Source organism: Enterococcus sp. 3G6_DIV0642, assembly GCF_002140635.1.
Taxonomy (GTDB): Bacteria; Bacillota; Bacilli; order Lactobacillales; family Enterococcaceae; genus Enterococcus_D; species Enterococcus_D casseliflavus.
Genome location: NZ_NGLH01000001.1, coordinates 551927 through 568794, shown reverse-complemented (window position 1 = coordinate 568794; position 16868 = coordinate 551927). Strand labels below are relative to the sequence as shown.

At 40.0% G+C, this 16868-nt stretch carries 17 protein-coding genes; 5 read left to right on the top strand and 12 right to left on the bottom strand.

Translation table 11 applies throughout. The features are described from left to right. Positions 1-64 precede the first annotated feature (64 nt). The 3 genes from A5878_RS02770 to A5878_RS02760 all read right to left on the bottom strand — a co-directional run bounded on the left by A5878_RS02770 (position 65) and on the right by A5878_RS02760 (position 3284). Positions 65-808 carry a hypothetical protein gene (locus A5878_RS02770; RefSeq protein WP_086294532.1) on the bottom strand — a complete coding sequence of 248 codons (744 nt, stop codon included), beginning with the start codon at positions 806-808 and terminating at the stop codon, positions 65-67. A gap of 483 nt (positions 809-1291) precedes the next feature. Beyond that, a complete protein-coding gene (locus A5878_RS02765) occupies positions 1292-1627 on the bottom strand; it encodes a nucleotide pyrophosphohydrolase (RefSeq protein ID WP_086294531.1) in 336 nt (111 codons plus the stop codon). Further along, complete coding sequence (locus A5878_RS02760; protein WP_086294530.1) at positions 1590-3284, bottom strand: DUF2075 domain-containing protein; 1695 nt, start codon at positions 3282-3284, stop codon at positions 1590-1592. The genes A5878_RS02765 and A5878_RS02760 overlap by 38 nt, the downstream gene beginning before the upstream one ends. Before the next feature lie 891 nt (positions 3285-4175). On the opposite strand from A5878_RS02760, the gene A5878_RS02750 reads away from it, so the two are divergent. The 5 genes from A5878_RS02750 to A5878_RS02730 all read left to right on the top strand — a co-directional run bounded on the left by A5878_RS02750 (position 4176) and on the right by A5878_RS02730 (position 8023). Further along, on the top strand, positions 4176-4484 hold the full coding sequence (locus A5878_RS02750; protein WP_086294528.1) for a hypothetical protein: 309 nt from the start codon (positions 4176-4178) through the stop codon (positions 4482-4484). 698 nt (positions 4485-5182) lie between these two features. Further along, a complete protein-coding gene (locus A5878_RS02745; protein WP_086294527.1) occupies positions 5183-5761 on the top strand; it encodes a hypothetical protein in 579 nt (192 codons plus the stop codon). Between the two features lie 809 nt (positions 5762-6570). Next, the gene (locus A5878_RS02740; protein WP_016609659.1) at positions 6571-6816 is read left to right on the top strand and encodes a hypothetical protein; all 246 of its coding nucleotides are present in this window, start codon (positions 6571-6573) and stop codon (positions 6814-6816) included. Between the two features lie 123 nt (positions 6817-6939). Further along, positions 6940-7341 (top strand): VOC family protein, encoded by a 402-nt coding sequence (locus A5878_RS02735; protein ID WP_086294526.1) that lies wholly within the window; start codon positions 6940-6942, stop codon positions 7339-7341. Between the two features lie 496 nt (positions 7342-7837). Beyond that, positions 7838-8023 carry a DUF6440 family protein gene (locus A5878_RS02730; RefSeq protein WP_086294525.1) on the top strand — a complete coding sequence of 62 codons (186 nt, stop codon included), beginning with the start codon at positions 7838-7840 and terminating at the stop codon, positions 8021-8023. Positions 8024-8311: 288 nt separating this feature from the next. Here A5878_RS02730 and sufB read toward each other — a convergent pair whose 3' ends face one another. The 9 genes from sufB to A5878_RS02685 all read right to left on the bottom strand — a co-directional run bounded on the left by sufB (position 8312) and on the right by A5878_RS02685 (position 16820). After that, positions 8312-9703, bottom strand: coding sequence for a Fe-S cluster assembly protein SufB (gene sufB, locus A5878_RS02725; RefSeq protein ID WP_005232103.1), 1392 nt, complete (start codon positions 9701-9703; stop codon positions 8312-8314). A gap of 29 nt (positions 9704-9732) precedes the next feature. Next, complete coding sequence (sufU, locus tag A5878_RS02720; protein WP_005232105.1) at positions 9733-10227, bottom strand: Fe-S cluster assembly sulfur transfer protein SufU; 495 nt, start codon at positions 10225-10227, stop codon at positions 9733-9735. Next, positions 10205-11449: a cysteine desulfurase gene (locus tag A5878_RS02715; protein WP_086294524.1), complete on the bottom strand. Its 1245-nt coding sequence runs from the start codon at positions 11447-11449 to the stop codon at positions 10205-10207. The genes sufU and A5878_RS02715 overlap by 23 nt, the downstream gene beginning before the upstream one ends. Then, on the bottom strand, positions 11446-12747 hold the full coding sequence (sufD, locus tag A5878_RS02710) for a Fe-S cluster assembly protein SufD (RefSeq protein ID WP_086294523.1): 1302 nt from the start codon (positions 12745-12747) through the stop codon (positions 11446-11448). The genes A5878_RS02715 and sufD overlap by 4 nt, the downstream gene beginning before the upstream one ends. 13 nt (positions 12748-12760) lie before the next feature. Further along, positions 12761-13534, bottom strand: a complete 774-nt coding sequence (sufC, locus tag A5878_RS02705) for a Fe-S cluster assembly ATPase SufC (RefSeq protein WP_005227367.1) — start codon at positions 13532-13534, stop codon at positions 12761-12763. A 226-nt stretch (positions 13535-13760) separates the two neighbouring features. Continuing rightward, positions 13761-14303 carry a GNAT family N-acetyltransferase gene (locus A5878_RS02700; protein ID WP_010748768.1) on the bottom strand — a complete coding sequence of 181 codons (543 nt, stop codon included), beginning with the start codon at positions 14301-14303 and terminating at the stop codon, positions 13761-13763. A 60-nt stretch (positions 14304-14363) separates the two neighbouring features. Further along, complete coding sequence (locus A5878_RS02695) at positions 14364-15020, bottom strand: DUF624 domain-containing protein (protein WP_086294522.1); 657 nt, start codon at positions 15018-15020, stop codon at positions 14364-14366. An 11-nt stretch (positions 15021-15031) separates the two neighbouring features. Continuing rightward, entirely contained in the window at positions 15032-15904 is an 873-nt protein-coding gene (locus A5878_RS02690) for a carbohydrate ABC transporter permease (protein WP_005232123.1), read from the bottom strand. Positions 15905-15917: 13 nt separating this feature from the next. Beyond that, positions 15918-16820 (bottom strand): carbohydrate ABC transporter permease, encoded by a 903-nt coding sequence (locus tag A5878_RS02685; protein ID WP_005232126.1) that lies wholly within the window; start codon positions 16818-16820, stop codon positions 15918-15920. Between the last annotated feature and the right edge of the window lie 48 nt (positions 16821-16868).

Here is a 16868-nt window from a genome sequence, read left to right as displayed (position 1 = left end):
TTACTTTGCGTATTTATAAAAAAAGGAGGACCGAATCATCCATGATTCAGTCCTCCTTTTTGCATTAGACAAATACAAACAAAATTCCAGAACAGATCGTGCCTACCAATAGCCCACGAATACTGCCTTCTCCTTCATTGGGTAACTCAAATTTGATGATATTCACCAGCAAAGCGCCGGTGATCAAGGCTTCAATGATGACCACCAAATAGTAGGGCAATGAAACAAAGAGGGAGAACGCAGCTCCCGCGAAAATACTGAAGGAAAGCACAAAGCGGCCATATTTGTTATAGAGGGCACCATGATGGTGATAGAGCAGCCAATCGTTCATGAGAAATTGCAAACCAAAGGCAATAAAGTAGGTCAAAATGTAAAAACGCTCTGATAGCGTATTGGCAATCACGATATAGCCTATCATAATATTGTAGATCACATGAAAAGCGATATCCGACCAAAAAAAGGCGTTTTTGGCACTGGTGATGTCTTTCTTTTCTAACACCATAAACGTCCGCTCATCGATTTTGTAGATCACGTAACTGAAGACTAAGCCAAACAAAACGATGCCATAGACCCCATGACTATAAAAAATCCCCGAATCCCAGCCAAATTCATCGATCAACACCGTTTGAAAATAAGCCAAATGGGGCAATAGATGAACGATCGCATAGGAGATCCCTACCCCAGCGGCAAAGGAGCTCATGTATTGCACGTTTAGTTTTCTGGATGAGATAACATTTGAAGATAGATGGATGAAGATAAACCCTAAAGTGATCATGCAATTCACAAGATTGTTTGTTAGATACGTCATTGTTTTCTCCTTCTTACATTCCGTTTGCGGCATCGTTTAATCGCAATTTTCAATAACAAAGTCTTTTTAATTAGTTATTTTTGGTTATTTTCATGAAATATTCTTGTTTACTATACAGTAAGTGGGCTTTGGGGGCAATAGGTTTTTTAGGATTTTGGGGAGAAATATTTTTGATAGAAAATGACCTTCATTGTTGCCGATTTTTTCCCGATGATCTTGTCTTCATTTTCGGATAGGATAATCTTGTTTTTGCTCTTGCAGACAGTAGGTCTAACTTCATTTTTTATAAAAAATTGGGCTTATTTGAAGTTAACTTCAAATTTCCGAAAAAATGTAACCAATTTGAAGTTATCTTCAACTTTTTCTATTACGACAGATTTTTGACGTTCGTAACCAATCACTGATGAATTCAGAAAGCCGTTGTTGCTCCTATTCCATCAAAAAAAAGAAGCAAGAACTTGCAGCGTCCTTGCTTCTTTTTTGTTACAATTCATTATACTTCTTTTTCGAATCTTTACTTTCTTTCATCGGATACTTCATGTTGTTTTTTTCCAGCTTTTCTTTGATGATCTCATCAATATCAAGGCCCAAATTGTCTGCCAGCATATAGGAATAAATCAGAACATCGGCAATTTCTTCTTTTAGATGTTCGAAATCTTGAGTGGCTTCTTCAGGTGTTTTCCATTGAAAAATCTCCAACAATTCGGCGGCTTCGATGGAGATAGAAATAGCTAGATCTTTTTCATTATGGAATTGTCGCCAATTGCGATCATCTCGGAATTTATTGATCCGTTCCATTGAAGAGGGTTGGTTTTGCATGGTAGGACTGGCTCCTTTCGTTTTGTAGGGTTAAGAGTTTTTGGCGGAGATTGGGATTGATTGCATAGATGTAAAGCCCTTTGATTGCTCGTTTCATTAATACATTCAATGAATTAAGGATGATCGTTTCTTTGGCTTTCTTCGTCAATTCTTGGTTCATATCGTCACGTCCCGTAAACGCCCCTTTGTCCTCATATTTATCGATATCGATGACAAGCTGGTCGGTCTCTGGATCGTAATCAACAGAAGGACCAATGACAACTCCTACATTGTTTAAATCAAAGCCTTGGACGGTGTAGATTGAACCGACTTCACTGATTGTATCTGGTCGCTCCGCCCATGTTCGCTTCGTATCGGTCGTATTCCATGGCAGGTTGATCCCACCAGGATCTACAAGATATGAAGCTCCGTCTTTCTTATGAACATAATCGAATGTTGAGATGATCCGTGACAGACCTTCCTTTTTATCGAGAGAAAAGATTTTATTCTTCAACGCATCATGGGTTTCCATAATCTGAAGCTCAAAAGATGCTGTTGATTCTGGAATCGGTGTTACACGTTTTTCTACGATATCATCGATCCATTGAATTATTTGTGGACTACTTTTCATTCTTAATTGATCTTTTAGCTGAAAGCGAGAAGCATTGTACCTTTTCTGAAACTGATCCAGTTTGTCCTGATCCCAGTAACTTTTGATTTTCAATACTTGCTTCGGATCAAAAATGCAAATCGTGATTTTTGCTCGCTTGATAATCTCTTCTAGTTGGTTTTCATAGTGAAAACTGTTATAGCTGTCTTTCTTCGTTAAAAGCAAATGGGCCTCATCCACAATAACGATGTCTGGATGCAACTTCTGATTATCTGTTTTATTAATAAAGGAAGTTGGCTTTAACATATGATTCTTTTTTAAATTTGGCAAACTTTCTGCCATTGTATGATAGGTTTTTAACATTTCTGAATGGTTGACCAACAAATAGTTATCGGTGCCATTTAATACAGGCTCTGACTTTGTATAGTCTTGAAGGGTGTTATAGAGAGATGCCAATAGGACGCTCTTTCCCGTTCCAGCTTCTCCTTCGATCATCAAGACTTTTTGTGTCTCATCCTGCTGAATCGCTTGTTTACAGTACTCAATGATTTCAAGTTTTATATCTAACTGTTCTGGCGTCAGTTCTTTAAAAGGGGATAATTTATATACATCTTTGTTGCGAATCGTATCGATTGAGTGCTTCGCCAATTGCCGCCTTTGCAATTCTTCCCATAACTCTTGGAAGACCACTTCATCATAATACTCTTTTTCATAATACTGATGCATCTGCACCTGTCTTGTTTGACTGACATTTTGTAACTGAAACTGCTCATCCCCAATGAAGTGATTGATCAAATTGGTTTCGATATTGTAGGTCGCTGATTGATTGAATTTTTCATGTCCAATCAGTAAGACTTCTTTAATTTCTTTGCGCTTAGAGTTATTCAAGTGCTGCTTCAATCGTTTGTTCACTTGAACCGTTTGACCAATGTACGCAACAGGTCTTTTCTTTTCATTTCGGTTGTATAGTATGTAAACGACTGGGTACTGATCGATATAAGCCGTCGTTATGCTAGATAGCTCACCTTTCTTGAAATGATGATCTTCTATGATTAGTTGGTTGGTCATATTTTAGAGTCTCCGTTTAGTGTCTATTCCATTAAGGTTATTTATTTTAGTATATCACTGCATATTTTGCTCTTAAAGCATTAAAGACAAAATTGGTAATTTTTTGTTTTAGCAAAATAACCATTATCTAAAAAATCACTGTTGATTAATCTACTAATTTCGTCCAACGTGCATACTTTGCTAATGATTTAATAGACTAACCTATTATCCTGAAACTCTTTTCAAACGAATCCTCTCTAAAACGTTCTAAAATAAATAGCTGAAAATCCCATTTGCTAATTCATCAAACATCCTCTGTTTAGGATATTTATAAATTGTTTATTAAATTAAAATAATTTATTTTTCAACATTAAAATAAATAAATATTTTATAATTTTAATTTGACTAAAACATTCAATATGCGATAATCATTTACGAAAGGATGATTTGATGAATCATACAGTTACCAGCCTAAGATATCTACGGATCGCTCAAATTTCTTTGTTAACATACTATATTTATTTAGCCGTCCATGACAATATTTTCGAAGCAATTCCATTACTGTTAATCAGTGGTATTTTAGATCTCGTGTACCCGCCAGACTACGCAAACCAGTCATTTTGGTTCCCTTATAAAAAGAAAACAATATTTTTAAAAAGCAACAATTTGTTTCTGGAAAGAGCATTGGAAATCTTAACCATAATTGCTCTTGGTGTTTTTTTATCGCTTGTTTTTTAAATTAAAGGAACAACTTGTGATTGCTGGTTCCCTTTTACCCAACAACTGAATTATGTTTCTATTACTCACTATTTTTTATCCATTTGTCTATTAAAATAGATTTACCAAATGAATAACGAATCCTTGACTGTTGAGATGACGCTAGTATTTAATCGAAAAGAAAGGTGATTTTTTATGAAAAGAATTTGTTTTGTCTTAGTGTTGAGCAATGGATTATCTTACACACCATTAACTCCAGGTGTTCTTTATCAAAGAGACACAAGCCTCAAAGACTATTTTTCACCGTTTTACGACGTTTCAATCAATTATCTGAGAGATAAAGATACTGTTGATTACTTAGTCCTTCCTGAGCCATTCGCTCCTTTTGATAATGAAAATAACCTCCCCATCATAAAAGTCCCTTCTAAATTTTTTCTGACTAAAGATTTTGAAAAAATTAAGGCGTACATTGATGACTACTTTAAAGAAAACGCGGAAAAGTAATACTGATTCAAGAATATTAAATTGATACTAATGACATGCATCCTAAAAAAAGCCGTAGTATTTGAACCATTCCCTGTCCACTTGATGCGATGGCTAATCAAATACTGCGGCTTTGCCTTTTCTTTTAGTTATATTAACTTTTTTTCCTCAAAAATATTTATACTAATCGGGAATCAATAGAAGATCATTAATCCAAGTTAGATAGAGAAAAGTATCTACCCAATTTCAAAATGAGTATTTTTTCATACCTTCCATCATTATGCACGATATCTAACGTTTAACTATATAAGTTGAAGCATTCCGTGGATTATCTATTAAAAATAAGAGAGGAAATCGACCCTTTACCAGTAAATTTCGCTTATATGAAAATTTTAGATTATGAATAAATCTATAAAAAAAACAATAAAATCAGGTTCATATATAAACAAAATATAACGGCAGACTTCCTGATATGAAGCGTATCTTCATCAAGCAATTAAATAAAAACACCCACCATACAGCTTATTTTCCTACTGTCAGTTGGTTACACTTTCGACTTGTAAAAGTTTTAGATGTAATCAATATTTTTGTGTCCTCTTCATCGTTAAAGCAATCAGATAATTTAATATTATCAACATAAAATATTATTGTTATATTCTTATTTATGTGTTACTATTTTTTTGTTGTCTAACTAACAAAAAAAAGAAAGAAGGTTCAATATGTCGTTTCTGAAAAAATCAAAGATCGCTTGTTTTATCGCTTCACTTTTCATAGTAATTTCGCCCTTTTTTGGAACATTACAAATTGTAGCTGCAAACGAGATCAATACTTCTGTGGAAACAGAAGCAATCGAACAAGAACTTATTAATCAATACGCAGAGGATTTAGAATTTATATATGAACACGCTGCTGTGACGGACCGTGAAGGAAATATTGTTCAGATCAACTTGACTGTGATGAGAGAAAAATATGGTAATAATGATTTTTATGATATGTTAGAAAGAGATTTTGGTCAGCAACAACCTCAATTAAGAAAAGCAAACTTTGTCGATTGTATGAAAAAAGAATTTGAAAAAATTGTAGGTTTAGATATTGCAAAACAAATTTTCACGCCTCAGGTAAAAAATTTAATAGCTAGTAAAGCATGGAAGAAAGCGTCTGAAGTAATCATTAAGACCTTAGATAAAAAATTAGGAACAGCTGCTTTGAAAAAAATATTAGGAAAATTAGTCCCTGGTGGAATTCCAGCTCAAATTATTTTCAGTGCTGGAAAATGTGGGATAAAAGCGGTAATATAGATTTATGAAAAAAATAATTGGTTTTATACTTATATGTGTTGTTATAGCGGCAATTCTTCCAATCGGATATTTTTTAATCTCAACTATATTCTTGAGAACACCACTAAACGAAGCGTTCAGGGACTTCTTGCTTACCTTCGGACTAATGTTCATAGTGACTGTAGTAGGAATGTTTTTCAAAAAAGACTGAGTCTTTAGAATTGCTATCAAAAAAATTCAAAGCCTTAACATTTTGATTTTCTAGGTATTCCTTGATAGATGAAAAAGGCGAAATATAAATATTTCGATCATGCACAGCAAAAAAGTAGCCCTTTTTCACCATAGGCTTATAAATTGTGCAAAAACAAATCTGAGATAGAATGATTTTTATTCTATCTCAGATTTTTTGTTGTTCTCCCTCATTCAATGATTGATGAAAAGATTAATTCTAGCTATAGTACTTATTTCACTGTTTTATTTTCACATCTTTGTTTTCTATAATCTAGATCACTTCATATTTATATTTTTATTTGAGGTGATTAACTTGTAGTTATTTACCTCTATCGATGGAAAATATACTTTAGCCAGCAATGCTATGACAACAGTAAAAACTATTTTGTACCTATTCTGCTACCATTTATCAGACAAATTCAGAAAATACTCATTTGACTAAACAAAATCAATTTAATCATCATATTTACATACTTATCTAATGATTAAACAGTTTATTTGAACTTAAATTAAGAATTATTGACATTGATGTCACCTCACGCACACTTCTGCATGTTATAATTGTCACTATAAAAATTATAGTAGGAGCGTGATTAGCTATGGGTAAAATTGAAAAAAAGGAAGTCGTAGGAAATATTGTCGCATTCACTACTGTTCTTCCCGACCTGATGGATTTTCGCAATTCAAAACTTGCAACTTTTAGCTACTTCATTGATGGAAAATATTATATCTCAGAAAATAGTATTCCTGTTCCAATGAGATATGGTGTGGGCAATACAATGACCATCAAATATAACGTAGAAAAACCTACTGAGATTTTTCCAAGACATTATTTTGTCATTTAATTGCAGCGACGTATTCTGTTCCTTTTTTGGATAACCAATTCAAAATTTTCCGATTCCTACGAAAAAACTGAAAGAAGCGAGTAACTTCTTTGTGATACTATCAGTAAAAAGGAGAATTTTTGTATGCTTATCCCATCTATAAGTTTTCAAGGAAATTGTGAAAATGCAATAAAATTTTATCAAGAGGCGTTAGACGCTCAAATTAAGTCCATCGTTTATGCGAATGAAGCACCGGTAGATTCAGGTTTAGATCCTGAGATGCCTGATGATTTCATTATGGACTCAGAAATCATCATCGACGGTCAGAGAATCATGATGACAGACGGCAGACTAAATAGACCAGCAAATGATTTTTTCTCCTTTTGTCTTGTAAAAGAATCAGCAGATGAAGTTACTACTATTTTTAATAGCCTCTCGATAGACGGAAAAGTGATTGACCCTCTTGCGCCAGTGTTCTGGGCCTCGCTCTATGGTATGGTTGAAGATAAATATGGTATCACATGGATGATCATGACCTCGCACTAGCATACTGCCTTTTACTTACTACTCGTTTAGCTATTTTTTGTTTCAACAAATTGGGTGTTTGTTTATTTAGTACCATTTACTTTTGATATTATTTATTTATCGTGGTATTCTTTTTCTAGAGGTGATTAGATGAAAAAGAATAGTACTCGGTTAAGTCTATGGAAAATTTTGTTGATTGCGCTTGCTTTTGTCGCTGGTTCCTTTCTTGCAAAAATGGTCTTTTCTTTATTTTTTGAACACGTCTAATAGCTATTTCAGTCTATGATCATTGTTATCAAGGAGGCGTTTTTTATTGAGTAAAGTTCCTAAAGTATTCAAATGGGTAGGTATATTCTTGGCAGTCCTCTTTCTTCCTGCTTTCGCTACTTATGGCATAGACAGGAAAAAATAAACAGAATATATCGGAAAAAAGGGAACTCTTGAGTTGCCTTTTTTACTTAAAAAAGTTTTTGAGTTTGATATCTTTGTTGATACTGAATTTAAAAGGAGTGATTGTATGACCACCAATACAGAGTTTACAGTTGAAAAAGTCTATAAAAAGGGCACCAATGAAATCTTTATTATTACCGATCCTGAGACACAAGTGCAGTATATTCAAACGATAGTTACAGGTGCTAGTGGAAAAAGTGATGCACTTACACCAAGATTAGAGCCAGATGGAAGTATTCATTATAAAGAGTAAGTGAGATCAACTTATTTGGTCTTTTTTTATCTTCTAGTTAGCAATTTCTGCTGTTAATAATACGATAAAGTCAATTTATTTGTTTGAGTTCCAGATAGGTTAAGGAAAATAAACATGGTGTGGTTTTGGATACAGTTTTTTCGTGGTGCTCCATATTTCTTTTATCAAATAAAAAAAACGACAAAAAGGAGCGCTCCTAAGAGTACTCCTTTTTGTCATATTATTTTATGGAAAACAGTAACATACTAATCAAGTCAATGAAGCTTTGAATGTAATAGTGTCCCCCTATTACCCCACAGACCCTTCCATCTCATAACTAATCAACCGGTTCAATTCGACTGCGTATTCCATCGGTAATTCTTTGGTGAATGGTTCGACGAATCCCATGACGATCATTTCGGTTGCTTCGCTTTCGGAGAGGCCGCGGCTCATTAGGTAGTATAGTTGTTCTTCTGAGATTTTGGAGACTTTGGCTTCGTGTTCTAGGGACACTTGGCTGTTGTGGATCTCATTGAATGGGATGGTATCGGATTTCGATAGGTCATCCATGATGATAGTGTCACACTCGATATGGGAGATAGAGCCTGCGCTCTTCTTGCCGAAGGTGACTTGTCCACGATAGTTTACTGCACCGCCGTCTTTAGAAATTGATTTTGAGACGATGGAGCTGGAGGTGTTTGGTGCGTTATGGATCATTTTTGCACCAGTATCTTGGATTTGGTTGGCACCTGCAAAGGCAATGGAAAGCATCGTGCCTCGTGCGCCTTTGCCATCAAGATACACACTTGGGTATTTCATGGTTGTTTTGGCACCTAGGTTGCCATCGATCCATTCAACGGTAGCACCTTCTAAGGCTTTGGCCCGTTTGGTTACTAGGTTGTAGACGTTGTCTGACCAGTTTTGAATGGTGGTGTAGCGGCAGTAAGCGTCTTTTAGGGTAAAAATTTCAACGATGGCTGCGTGCAAACTATTGCTTGAATAGGTTGGGGCGGTACAGCCTTCGACGTAATGAACGCTGGCGCCTTCGTCAACGATGATCAATGTGCGTTCGAACTGACCAGTATTTTCGGCATTGATTCGGAAATAGGTTTGTAATGGCACATCGACACGAACGCCTTTTGGTACATAGATAAAGGTACCACCTGACCAAACGGCTGAGTTTAAAGCAGCAAGCTTGTTATCAGTTGGTGGGACTAATTTTGAGAAGTATTGTTTGAACAGCTCAGGGTATTCCTTCAAGGCTGAATCGGTATCGGTAAAAACGATGCCAAGTTTTTCAAACTCTTCTTTCATGTTGTGGTAAACGACTTCTGATTCGTATTGGGCAGAAGCGCCGGCCAGGTATGCCCGCTCGGCTTCTGGAATACCAATGCGCTCAAAGGTCTCTTTGATTTTTTCTGGTACGTCATCCCAATCACGGGCAGGACGATCACTTGGTTTTTGGTAATATTTGATGGCATCAAAATCGATGTCAGACAGGTCTGGGCCCCAGTTTTGCATGGGCATCTTGTTGAAGGCTTCAAGAGACTTCAAGCGGAACTCAAGCATCCATTCTGGCTCTTGCTTGACCCGTGAGATTTCACGGACGATGTCTTCGGTCAATCCTTCGCCGGTACTAAAAACAGGCTGCACGTCATCGTGGAAGCCAAATTTATATTCTTCTAATTCGGGTACACCCATGGTTCTCACTCCTTTTGTAGTGCGTTTGTCTATTCGCTGGTTTCTTCAGTGTCAGATTCATTGGCGTGGCTGTGACTGACAGATGCTTGTGTACTGTCGGCAGCAATGGCTTTTTCTAATGCTTTCCAAGCTAAAGTCGCACACTTGATGCGTGCAGGAAACTTCGCCACCCCCCCAAGCATGGAAGCATCGCCTAAACGATCGCTTTGGGGAATGTCGTTTCCTTGGACGAGCTCAGAAAATAAGCCTGAAAGTTCACCAGCTTCTGCTAGTGTCTTGCCGATAATCGCATCCCCCATCATGGATGCACTGGCGGTACTGATGGAACAGCCTTCGCCAGTAAAGGCGATGTCTTTGATGGTGTCTCCTTCGACAGCGAGCTCCAAGTGGATCACGTCGCCACAGGTAGGGTTATTCAATTCGACTTTGTACGTTGAATCATCCAAGGTGCCCCGATGATGTGGGTGGCTGGAATGATCCAGAATGACTTGTCGATACAAATTATCTAATTTCGTTAGTGCCATGTTGGAAAAACTCCTTCGTCAGCTTGATGGCGTCAACCAGTCGATCGGCGTCCTCTCTTGTATTATACAGGTAAAAGCTGGCCCGTGCAGTCGCTGGGACTTGCAAATAGGTCAAGAGGGGTTGGGCACAATGATGACCTGCCCGTACCGCGATGCCTTCCATGTCTAAAGCGGTGGCAACATCATGAGGATGGATGCCTGCTAGATTAAAGGCGATTACTCCCGTGCGTTTTGCTGCTTCTTGGGGACCATAGATGGTCAAACCTTCAATGGCTTGCAGTTTGGGCAAAACGTAGGCAGCTAAGTCTGCTTCATGGGCGTGGATGTTTTCTAAGCCGATTTCTGTTAAGTAATCCACCGCTGCACCTAAGCCGATCGCGCCGGCAATATTGGGTGTGCCCGCTTCAAATTTCCACGGCAGTTCTTTCCACGTGCTTTCTTGCAGATGGACAAAATCGATCATTTCACCGCCAAATTCGACGGGCTCCATCTGATCCAGCCATTGCCGTTTGCCGTATAAGACACCGATGCCAGTTGGTCCGCACATTTTATGGCCAGAAAAGGCATAGAAATCACAATCCAGTGCTTGGACATCAACTGCCATATGTGGAACAGCCTGAGCACCATCCACCACCATGACGGCTTGGTGCTGATGCGCCAATTTGGTTAGCTCCGCAATCGGATTGATCACGCCTAAAACATTGGAAACGTGAGCGATCGAAACGATGGCGGTTTTGTCTGTGATCTGTTTCTTGGCATCTTCCATGTCCAAGATGCCTTCTGGCGTCAGCTGGATATATTTCAAGGTAGCTTTTTTTCGGGCTGCTAATTGTTGCCAAGGGATGATATTGGAGTGATGCTCCATATAGGAAATCACGATTTCATCGCCTTCATTGACAAAACGGTCGCCGTAGCTGCGGGAGACCCAATTTAAACCAGTGGTCGTCCCTCGAGTAAACAGCACTTCCGCCGTTTCATTCGCATGGATAAAGCGGCGCACTTTTTCCCGTGCGCCTTCATAGGAATGGGTCGCCCGTTCTGCGAGGGTATGGACCCCACGATGAACGTTGGCATTGTCTTGATGGTAATAATCGGTGATCGCCTGCAGCACCGCCTCTGGTTTTTGCGTAGTGGCGGCATTGTCGAGGTAGATCAATGGTTCGTCATTTACGAGCTGATCCAAGATGGGAAACGCTTGTTTCACTTTTTGGGCATCGATCATGCGAGTAACTTCCCTTCGATAACGGCAACCAATTCTTGTTGCACTTCTTTGACTGGGATCGCGGTCAAGACGGAGCCTAAGAAACCACGAATCACCAAACGTTCCGCTTCTGCTTTGCGCAGGCCACGACTCATCAAGTAGTACATTTCTTCTGGATCGACCCGTCCCACACTGGCTGCGTGTCCGGCTGTTACTTCGTGTTCGTCGATCAAAAGGATTGGGTTGGCATCGCCACGGGCTTGGTCAGAAAGCATCAAGACCCGACTTTCTTGTTGCGCGTCCGCCCCTTTTGCTCCTTTTAAAATGTGTCCGATACCGTTAAAGGTTAAGACGCCGCGTTCTCTAATGACGCCGTGTTGCAGGATATGGCCAATGGAATGCGGTGCTTTGTTGGTAACACGGGTGTCGATTCCTTGTGTTTGACGCCCAGCACTGATTGCGACCGCTTTGACTTCCGAATGCGCGCCTTCGCCTACAAGATCAGAATCAAAGTCCGCCACGACGTCGCCGTCATTCATGACTCCGATCGCCCAATCTACCATCGCATCTCGTAATACGTAGCCGCGACGATTCATGTACGTAGTGATGTTGATACCTAACTGATCAATCGCAGAGAATTTGACCTTCGCACCTGCTTTGGCGATCACTTCCACTACGATATTGCCAGACAGTTTTTTCGCTTGGTCGCCTTTGGTTTGGAAACGTTCCAAGTAGCTGAACTCACTGTGCTCATCAGCAACGATCAAAATGTGTTTGAAGAAATGCGCTTGACTATTGCCATTGTGATAGAAAATCGCTTCAAGGGGTTCTTCGATCACCACGTTTTTTGGTACATACAAGAACATGCCGCTATTCATAAACGCCGCATGTGCTGCGGTCATTTTATCTTCATCCATTGGCACTGCTTTGGTCATGTAGTATTGATTGACCAACTCTGGTACTTCTTTCATTGCTGTAAACAAGTCAGTGAAGATCACGCCTTTGTCGATCAACTCTTGCGGTAATTGCTCAAAGATGGTGGTGTCATCAAACTGAACGAGGGTCGGATGGTTATCCATCGCGTCAAAGGCGGGAACTGCGCCTGCCACTTCTTCTGACAAAGCGTACTCACCAGCAAGTGCTTGTTCGTCGATATTGAACAATGGCCAACGCTCGTAACGCACCCGCTCGATTTTTGGAAACGCAAGTTCATCCACTTTCGCAAGGGCTGCTTGGCGTAATTCCAACATCCATTCAGGCTCTTCTTTTAACGCTGAAAAAACGTTGACTTGTTCAAGATAATCCTGTAATTTTGCCATTTACCTTGCCTCCTTACGCTTCTTCTTCTTTGTAGTCGATCCCTAACTCTTTACTGATCCCAGCATAGCCTTCTGCTTCTAGGCGTTTGGCTAAATCTGCCGAACCGGTCATCACGACACGGCCTTCCATCATGATATGAACCACGTCTGGTGTGATGTAGTTTAACAGACGTTGGTAATGGGTGATGATTAAAGCGCCAAAGCCTTCGCCGCGCATTTCATTGACGCCTTTTGCTACGACTTTCAAGGCATCGATATCTAGACCAGAGTCGATCTCATCCAAAATCGCAAAGGTTGGCTCTAGCATCAACAATTGTAAGATTTCATTTCGTTTCTTTTCTCCACCAGAGAAGCCTTCATTCAAATAGCGTTCCGCCATTTCTTCGGGCATATTCAATAAATCCATTTTTTCATCTAATTTTTTCAAGAAATCCATGACAGAGATTTTGTCGTCTTCGTCACGTTTGGCATTGATCGCTGCCCGCATGAATTCTGCATTGGTGATGCCTGGAATTTCGCTTGGGTATTGCATCGCCAAGAACAGACCTAAACGAGCTCGCTCATCCACTTCCATTTCCAAGACGTTTTCGCCGTCGAACAAAATTTCCCCTTCTGTCACTTCATAATTCGGGTTGCCCATGATGGCAGCGGACAAGGTTGATTTCCCTGTACCGTTTGGTCCCATGATGGCATGAATCTCTCCAGTTTTTAACACTAAGTCAACGCCTTTTAAGATCTTTTTATCTTCGATTTGGACGTGTAGATTTTTGATTTCTAAAACTGACATTTCTTTCCCTCCAGTATCTTTTCTTTCTCACTATTTTAGACTAATTGAGAATGAACTTCAAACGCTATTCCCGACTTTTTTAAAATATTTCTAATCTGTACATTGGAATTATTATAAAGTATTACATAGAGATAGTACATGGTTATTGTCTGTAATGCTAGAAATTTTTTTGATTTGTTGTAAAAAAGAAAAAGGAATACGACATTGGCTGTCGCATCCCCTACCTTCACTTCTGCTGTGCCCATTCTTCTCGCAAGATGCCATACTTGATGGAATCATAATAGGTGCCTTCCCAGAAACGGACTTTGCGGATCTGGGCTTCTTTGGTCATCCCTAGCTTTTCTCCTAGTTTCATCATGCGGTGATTGCCCGACCACGTGGTATAACCGACACGCTGGATATGAGGCTGTGATTCAAACAACTCATTGATCCACTGGCGAATTGCTTGGCTGCCAATCCCTTGATTCCAAAGGGAAGCATCATAGATGGCTATCCCGAATTCCAACCACTGCTGCAAGGTATTGTCTTCCCAGTAAGCGGTCGCGATCCCCACGATTCTTCCTTGATAGCTGATCGCTTTACGTAACGGGTTGTCGATGCAGCTAGCACCAAACCCCGTTCGAAATTCTTCCCACGTCAACACGGGGTCTTGGAAATACGGTCCGTCCCATTTTTTCCATTCTAAATCTGCCTTAGGCCCATAGCTGATCGACCAAAGTTCAGCAATCATTTCTTCCGTAATCGGTTGAAGTGTGACTGTTTCTGCCATCTTCAAGCCCCCCTTTCTCCTAAAAAAAGTCGTCTCCTTTATTCGTAGACGACTTTCTTTCTATTTTATCTGAAATTTCCGTAAGTTTAAATAAAGGAGTCCGAAAAAAAGGACTGGAAAAAGAGTAAAGCCAAATTGCGGCTTCAAAATCAAGGCGACAAAAACGGCAACAAACAAAAAGGTTGCTAACAAACTAACAGGCCATTTTTTCAAAGTGAAGAAAAGTGCGGTACGCAGGACATCTTTCTTAGCGGCTTTTGGATTACGCACTTGGAAGTACCAAGCGTTGATACTTAGAGCTATGGAAAGCATCCCTAACAAAAGAAAGAAAGGAACGAGCCATTTGCCACTTTCAAATTGAACCGCAAACAGAATATCCACGATCGCAATGACACTTCCCAGCCAGCCGATGAGCCAATAGAGAAACCCGCGCACGGCAAAGGTTCGTAAAAAGTAGCAGAAATCTTTTACTGGATCGATGTCTTTGTGTTCTGCAAAGCGATCGATCGCAGCCAGGAGGCTGATCATGCTTGGACCAATCAGCAAGAGTGTCAATGCAAACCAAAGGAGGTTTCTAGGATCGACTGCCAAGAACATTGCCGTGAGGGTGTAGGGTGTATTCACGACCCAAAAACTGATATTCAGGGCAAAGCCAATATATAGCCAGCGGAAGATCCGCATGTAAAGATTGTTTTCAAAGGTAGGTTTGGTAAACATGATTGATCACCTCAATTTTTCATTCCCGAAGTAGCGATTCCTTCTACGAAGTATTTTTGCATTGCTAAAAAGACGATCGCTACTGGCAAAATGGAGACCACAGATGCTGCCATGATCAGGGCGTACTCGGCATCATATAAGCCGACAAACATTTTCAACCCTAACTGAATGGTTTTGTTTTCGGTTGAGGAGAGGTAGATAAATGGTCCCATATAATCGTTCCATGTATTGACGAAGGTGATGATGGTCAGACTCGCTAAAGCGGGCTTCGTCAGTGGTAGAATGATTTTTCGATAGATCCCCCACTCACTCAGGCCGTCGATCCGCGCACTTTCACACAATGAGTCAGGAATACTACTATAGTATTGTTTCAACAAAAAGACGCCAAAGGCACTGAAGGCTTGTAAGAGGACCAAAGACCAAAGCGTGTCTGTCAGCCCGAACTGGCGCATCATGATGAACTGAGGAATCATATAGGATTGCCAAGGAATCGCAATCGTACCGATGTATGTCAGAAACAACAGGTCGCGTCCTTTGAAATGCATCTTCGAAAACCCATAAGCCGCAAAGCTAGAGGTAAACAGTTGAATCAAGGTAATGATGACGCTCAAAAATGCTGTGTTCTTGAAAAAAGTCAGCAAAGGAATGCGATCCCAGATCACCGTATAGTTTTCTGGGTGCCAACTTTTTGGAATCCATTGGATCGGTACGCTAAAAACATCGTTATTGGTCTTAAAAGAAGCAGAAATCATCCAGAGAAACGGGATCAGTGTCACTAACGCGAGAAATGTTAATAAAAGAATCAAGGAGACACTGCCGACCGACAGCTTGGCTTTTTGTTTTGGTTTGGCTTGAACATTCTTTTTACTCAGTGTATTTTCCATCTGTACTCCCTCCTTACACCCGTTCTTGTCTTTGGTTCCACTTAAACTGGATCACCGTGATGCCCAAAACGATCACAAACAAGACCATGGCGATCGCAGATGCGTAACCAAAATTAAATTTCACAAACGCTTCGTTGTAAATTTGATACACCAAGACATTGGTGGCTCGACCGGGTCCGCCGGCAGTCATGACTTGAACCAAATCGAAGATCTTGAAACAGTTGATGACCAGCATGATCGAAACAAAGAAGGTCGTAGGTCGCAAGGACGGCAACGTCACGTTGCGAAACTGCTGCCACTTGTTGGCGCCATCGATCGAAGCCGCTTCATACAATTCCTTTGGCACACTTTGTAACCCTGCCAAGTATAAGATCATGTAATACCCCATGCCACGCCAGACGCTGACTATGATGATCGCCGTCAAAGCCCAATCAGAGCTGGAGGTCCAACCAGGAGGATTTTCAATAAAAAATTTCAAAAACTGATTGATTGGTCCCATCGTTGGGTGAAACAACATGTTCCACACGACAGCGATCGCAACTAACGAGGTGACATAAGGAAAGAAGAAGGCCGTACGGAAAAACTTCATTCCACGTACTTTTTTATTTAATAAAATCGCTAAGCCTAAGGAACATACTAACGTCAATGGAACGACGCCAATCGTATAGAGAAAGGTGTTCTTTAACGAGATCCAAAAGGTGTCGTCCCCTAGCATTTTGCTGAAATTTTTCATTCCCACAAATTCAGGCGAACTAAAGGAATCCCATTCCATGAAAGCCAGAATCAATGAGAACACAACGGGCACTAAGGTAAATAAGAAAAAGCCGATAAAGTTCGGTGCAATAAAAGACAGCGCGGTTAGCGTATTTTTGCGTTTCAACTTATTGGCTGCTTTTGATTTTGAGGTTATTTCCATATTTGTCTCCTGCTGCTTGCCAGCAGGCCCCCTTTCATTAATAAAGAG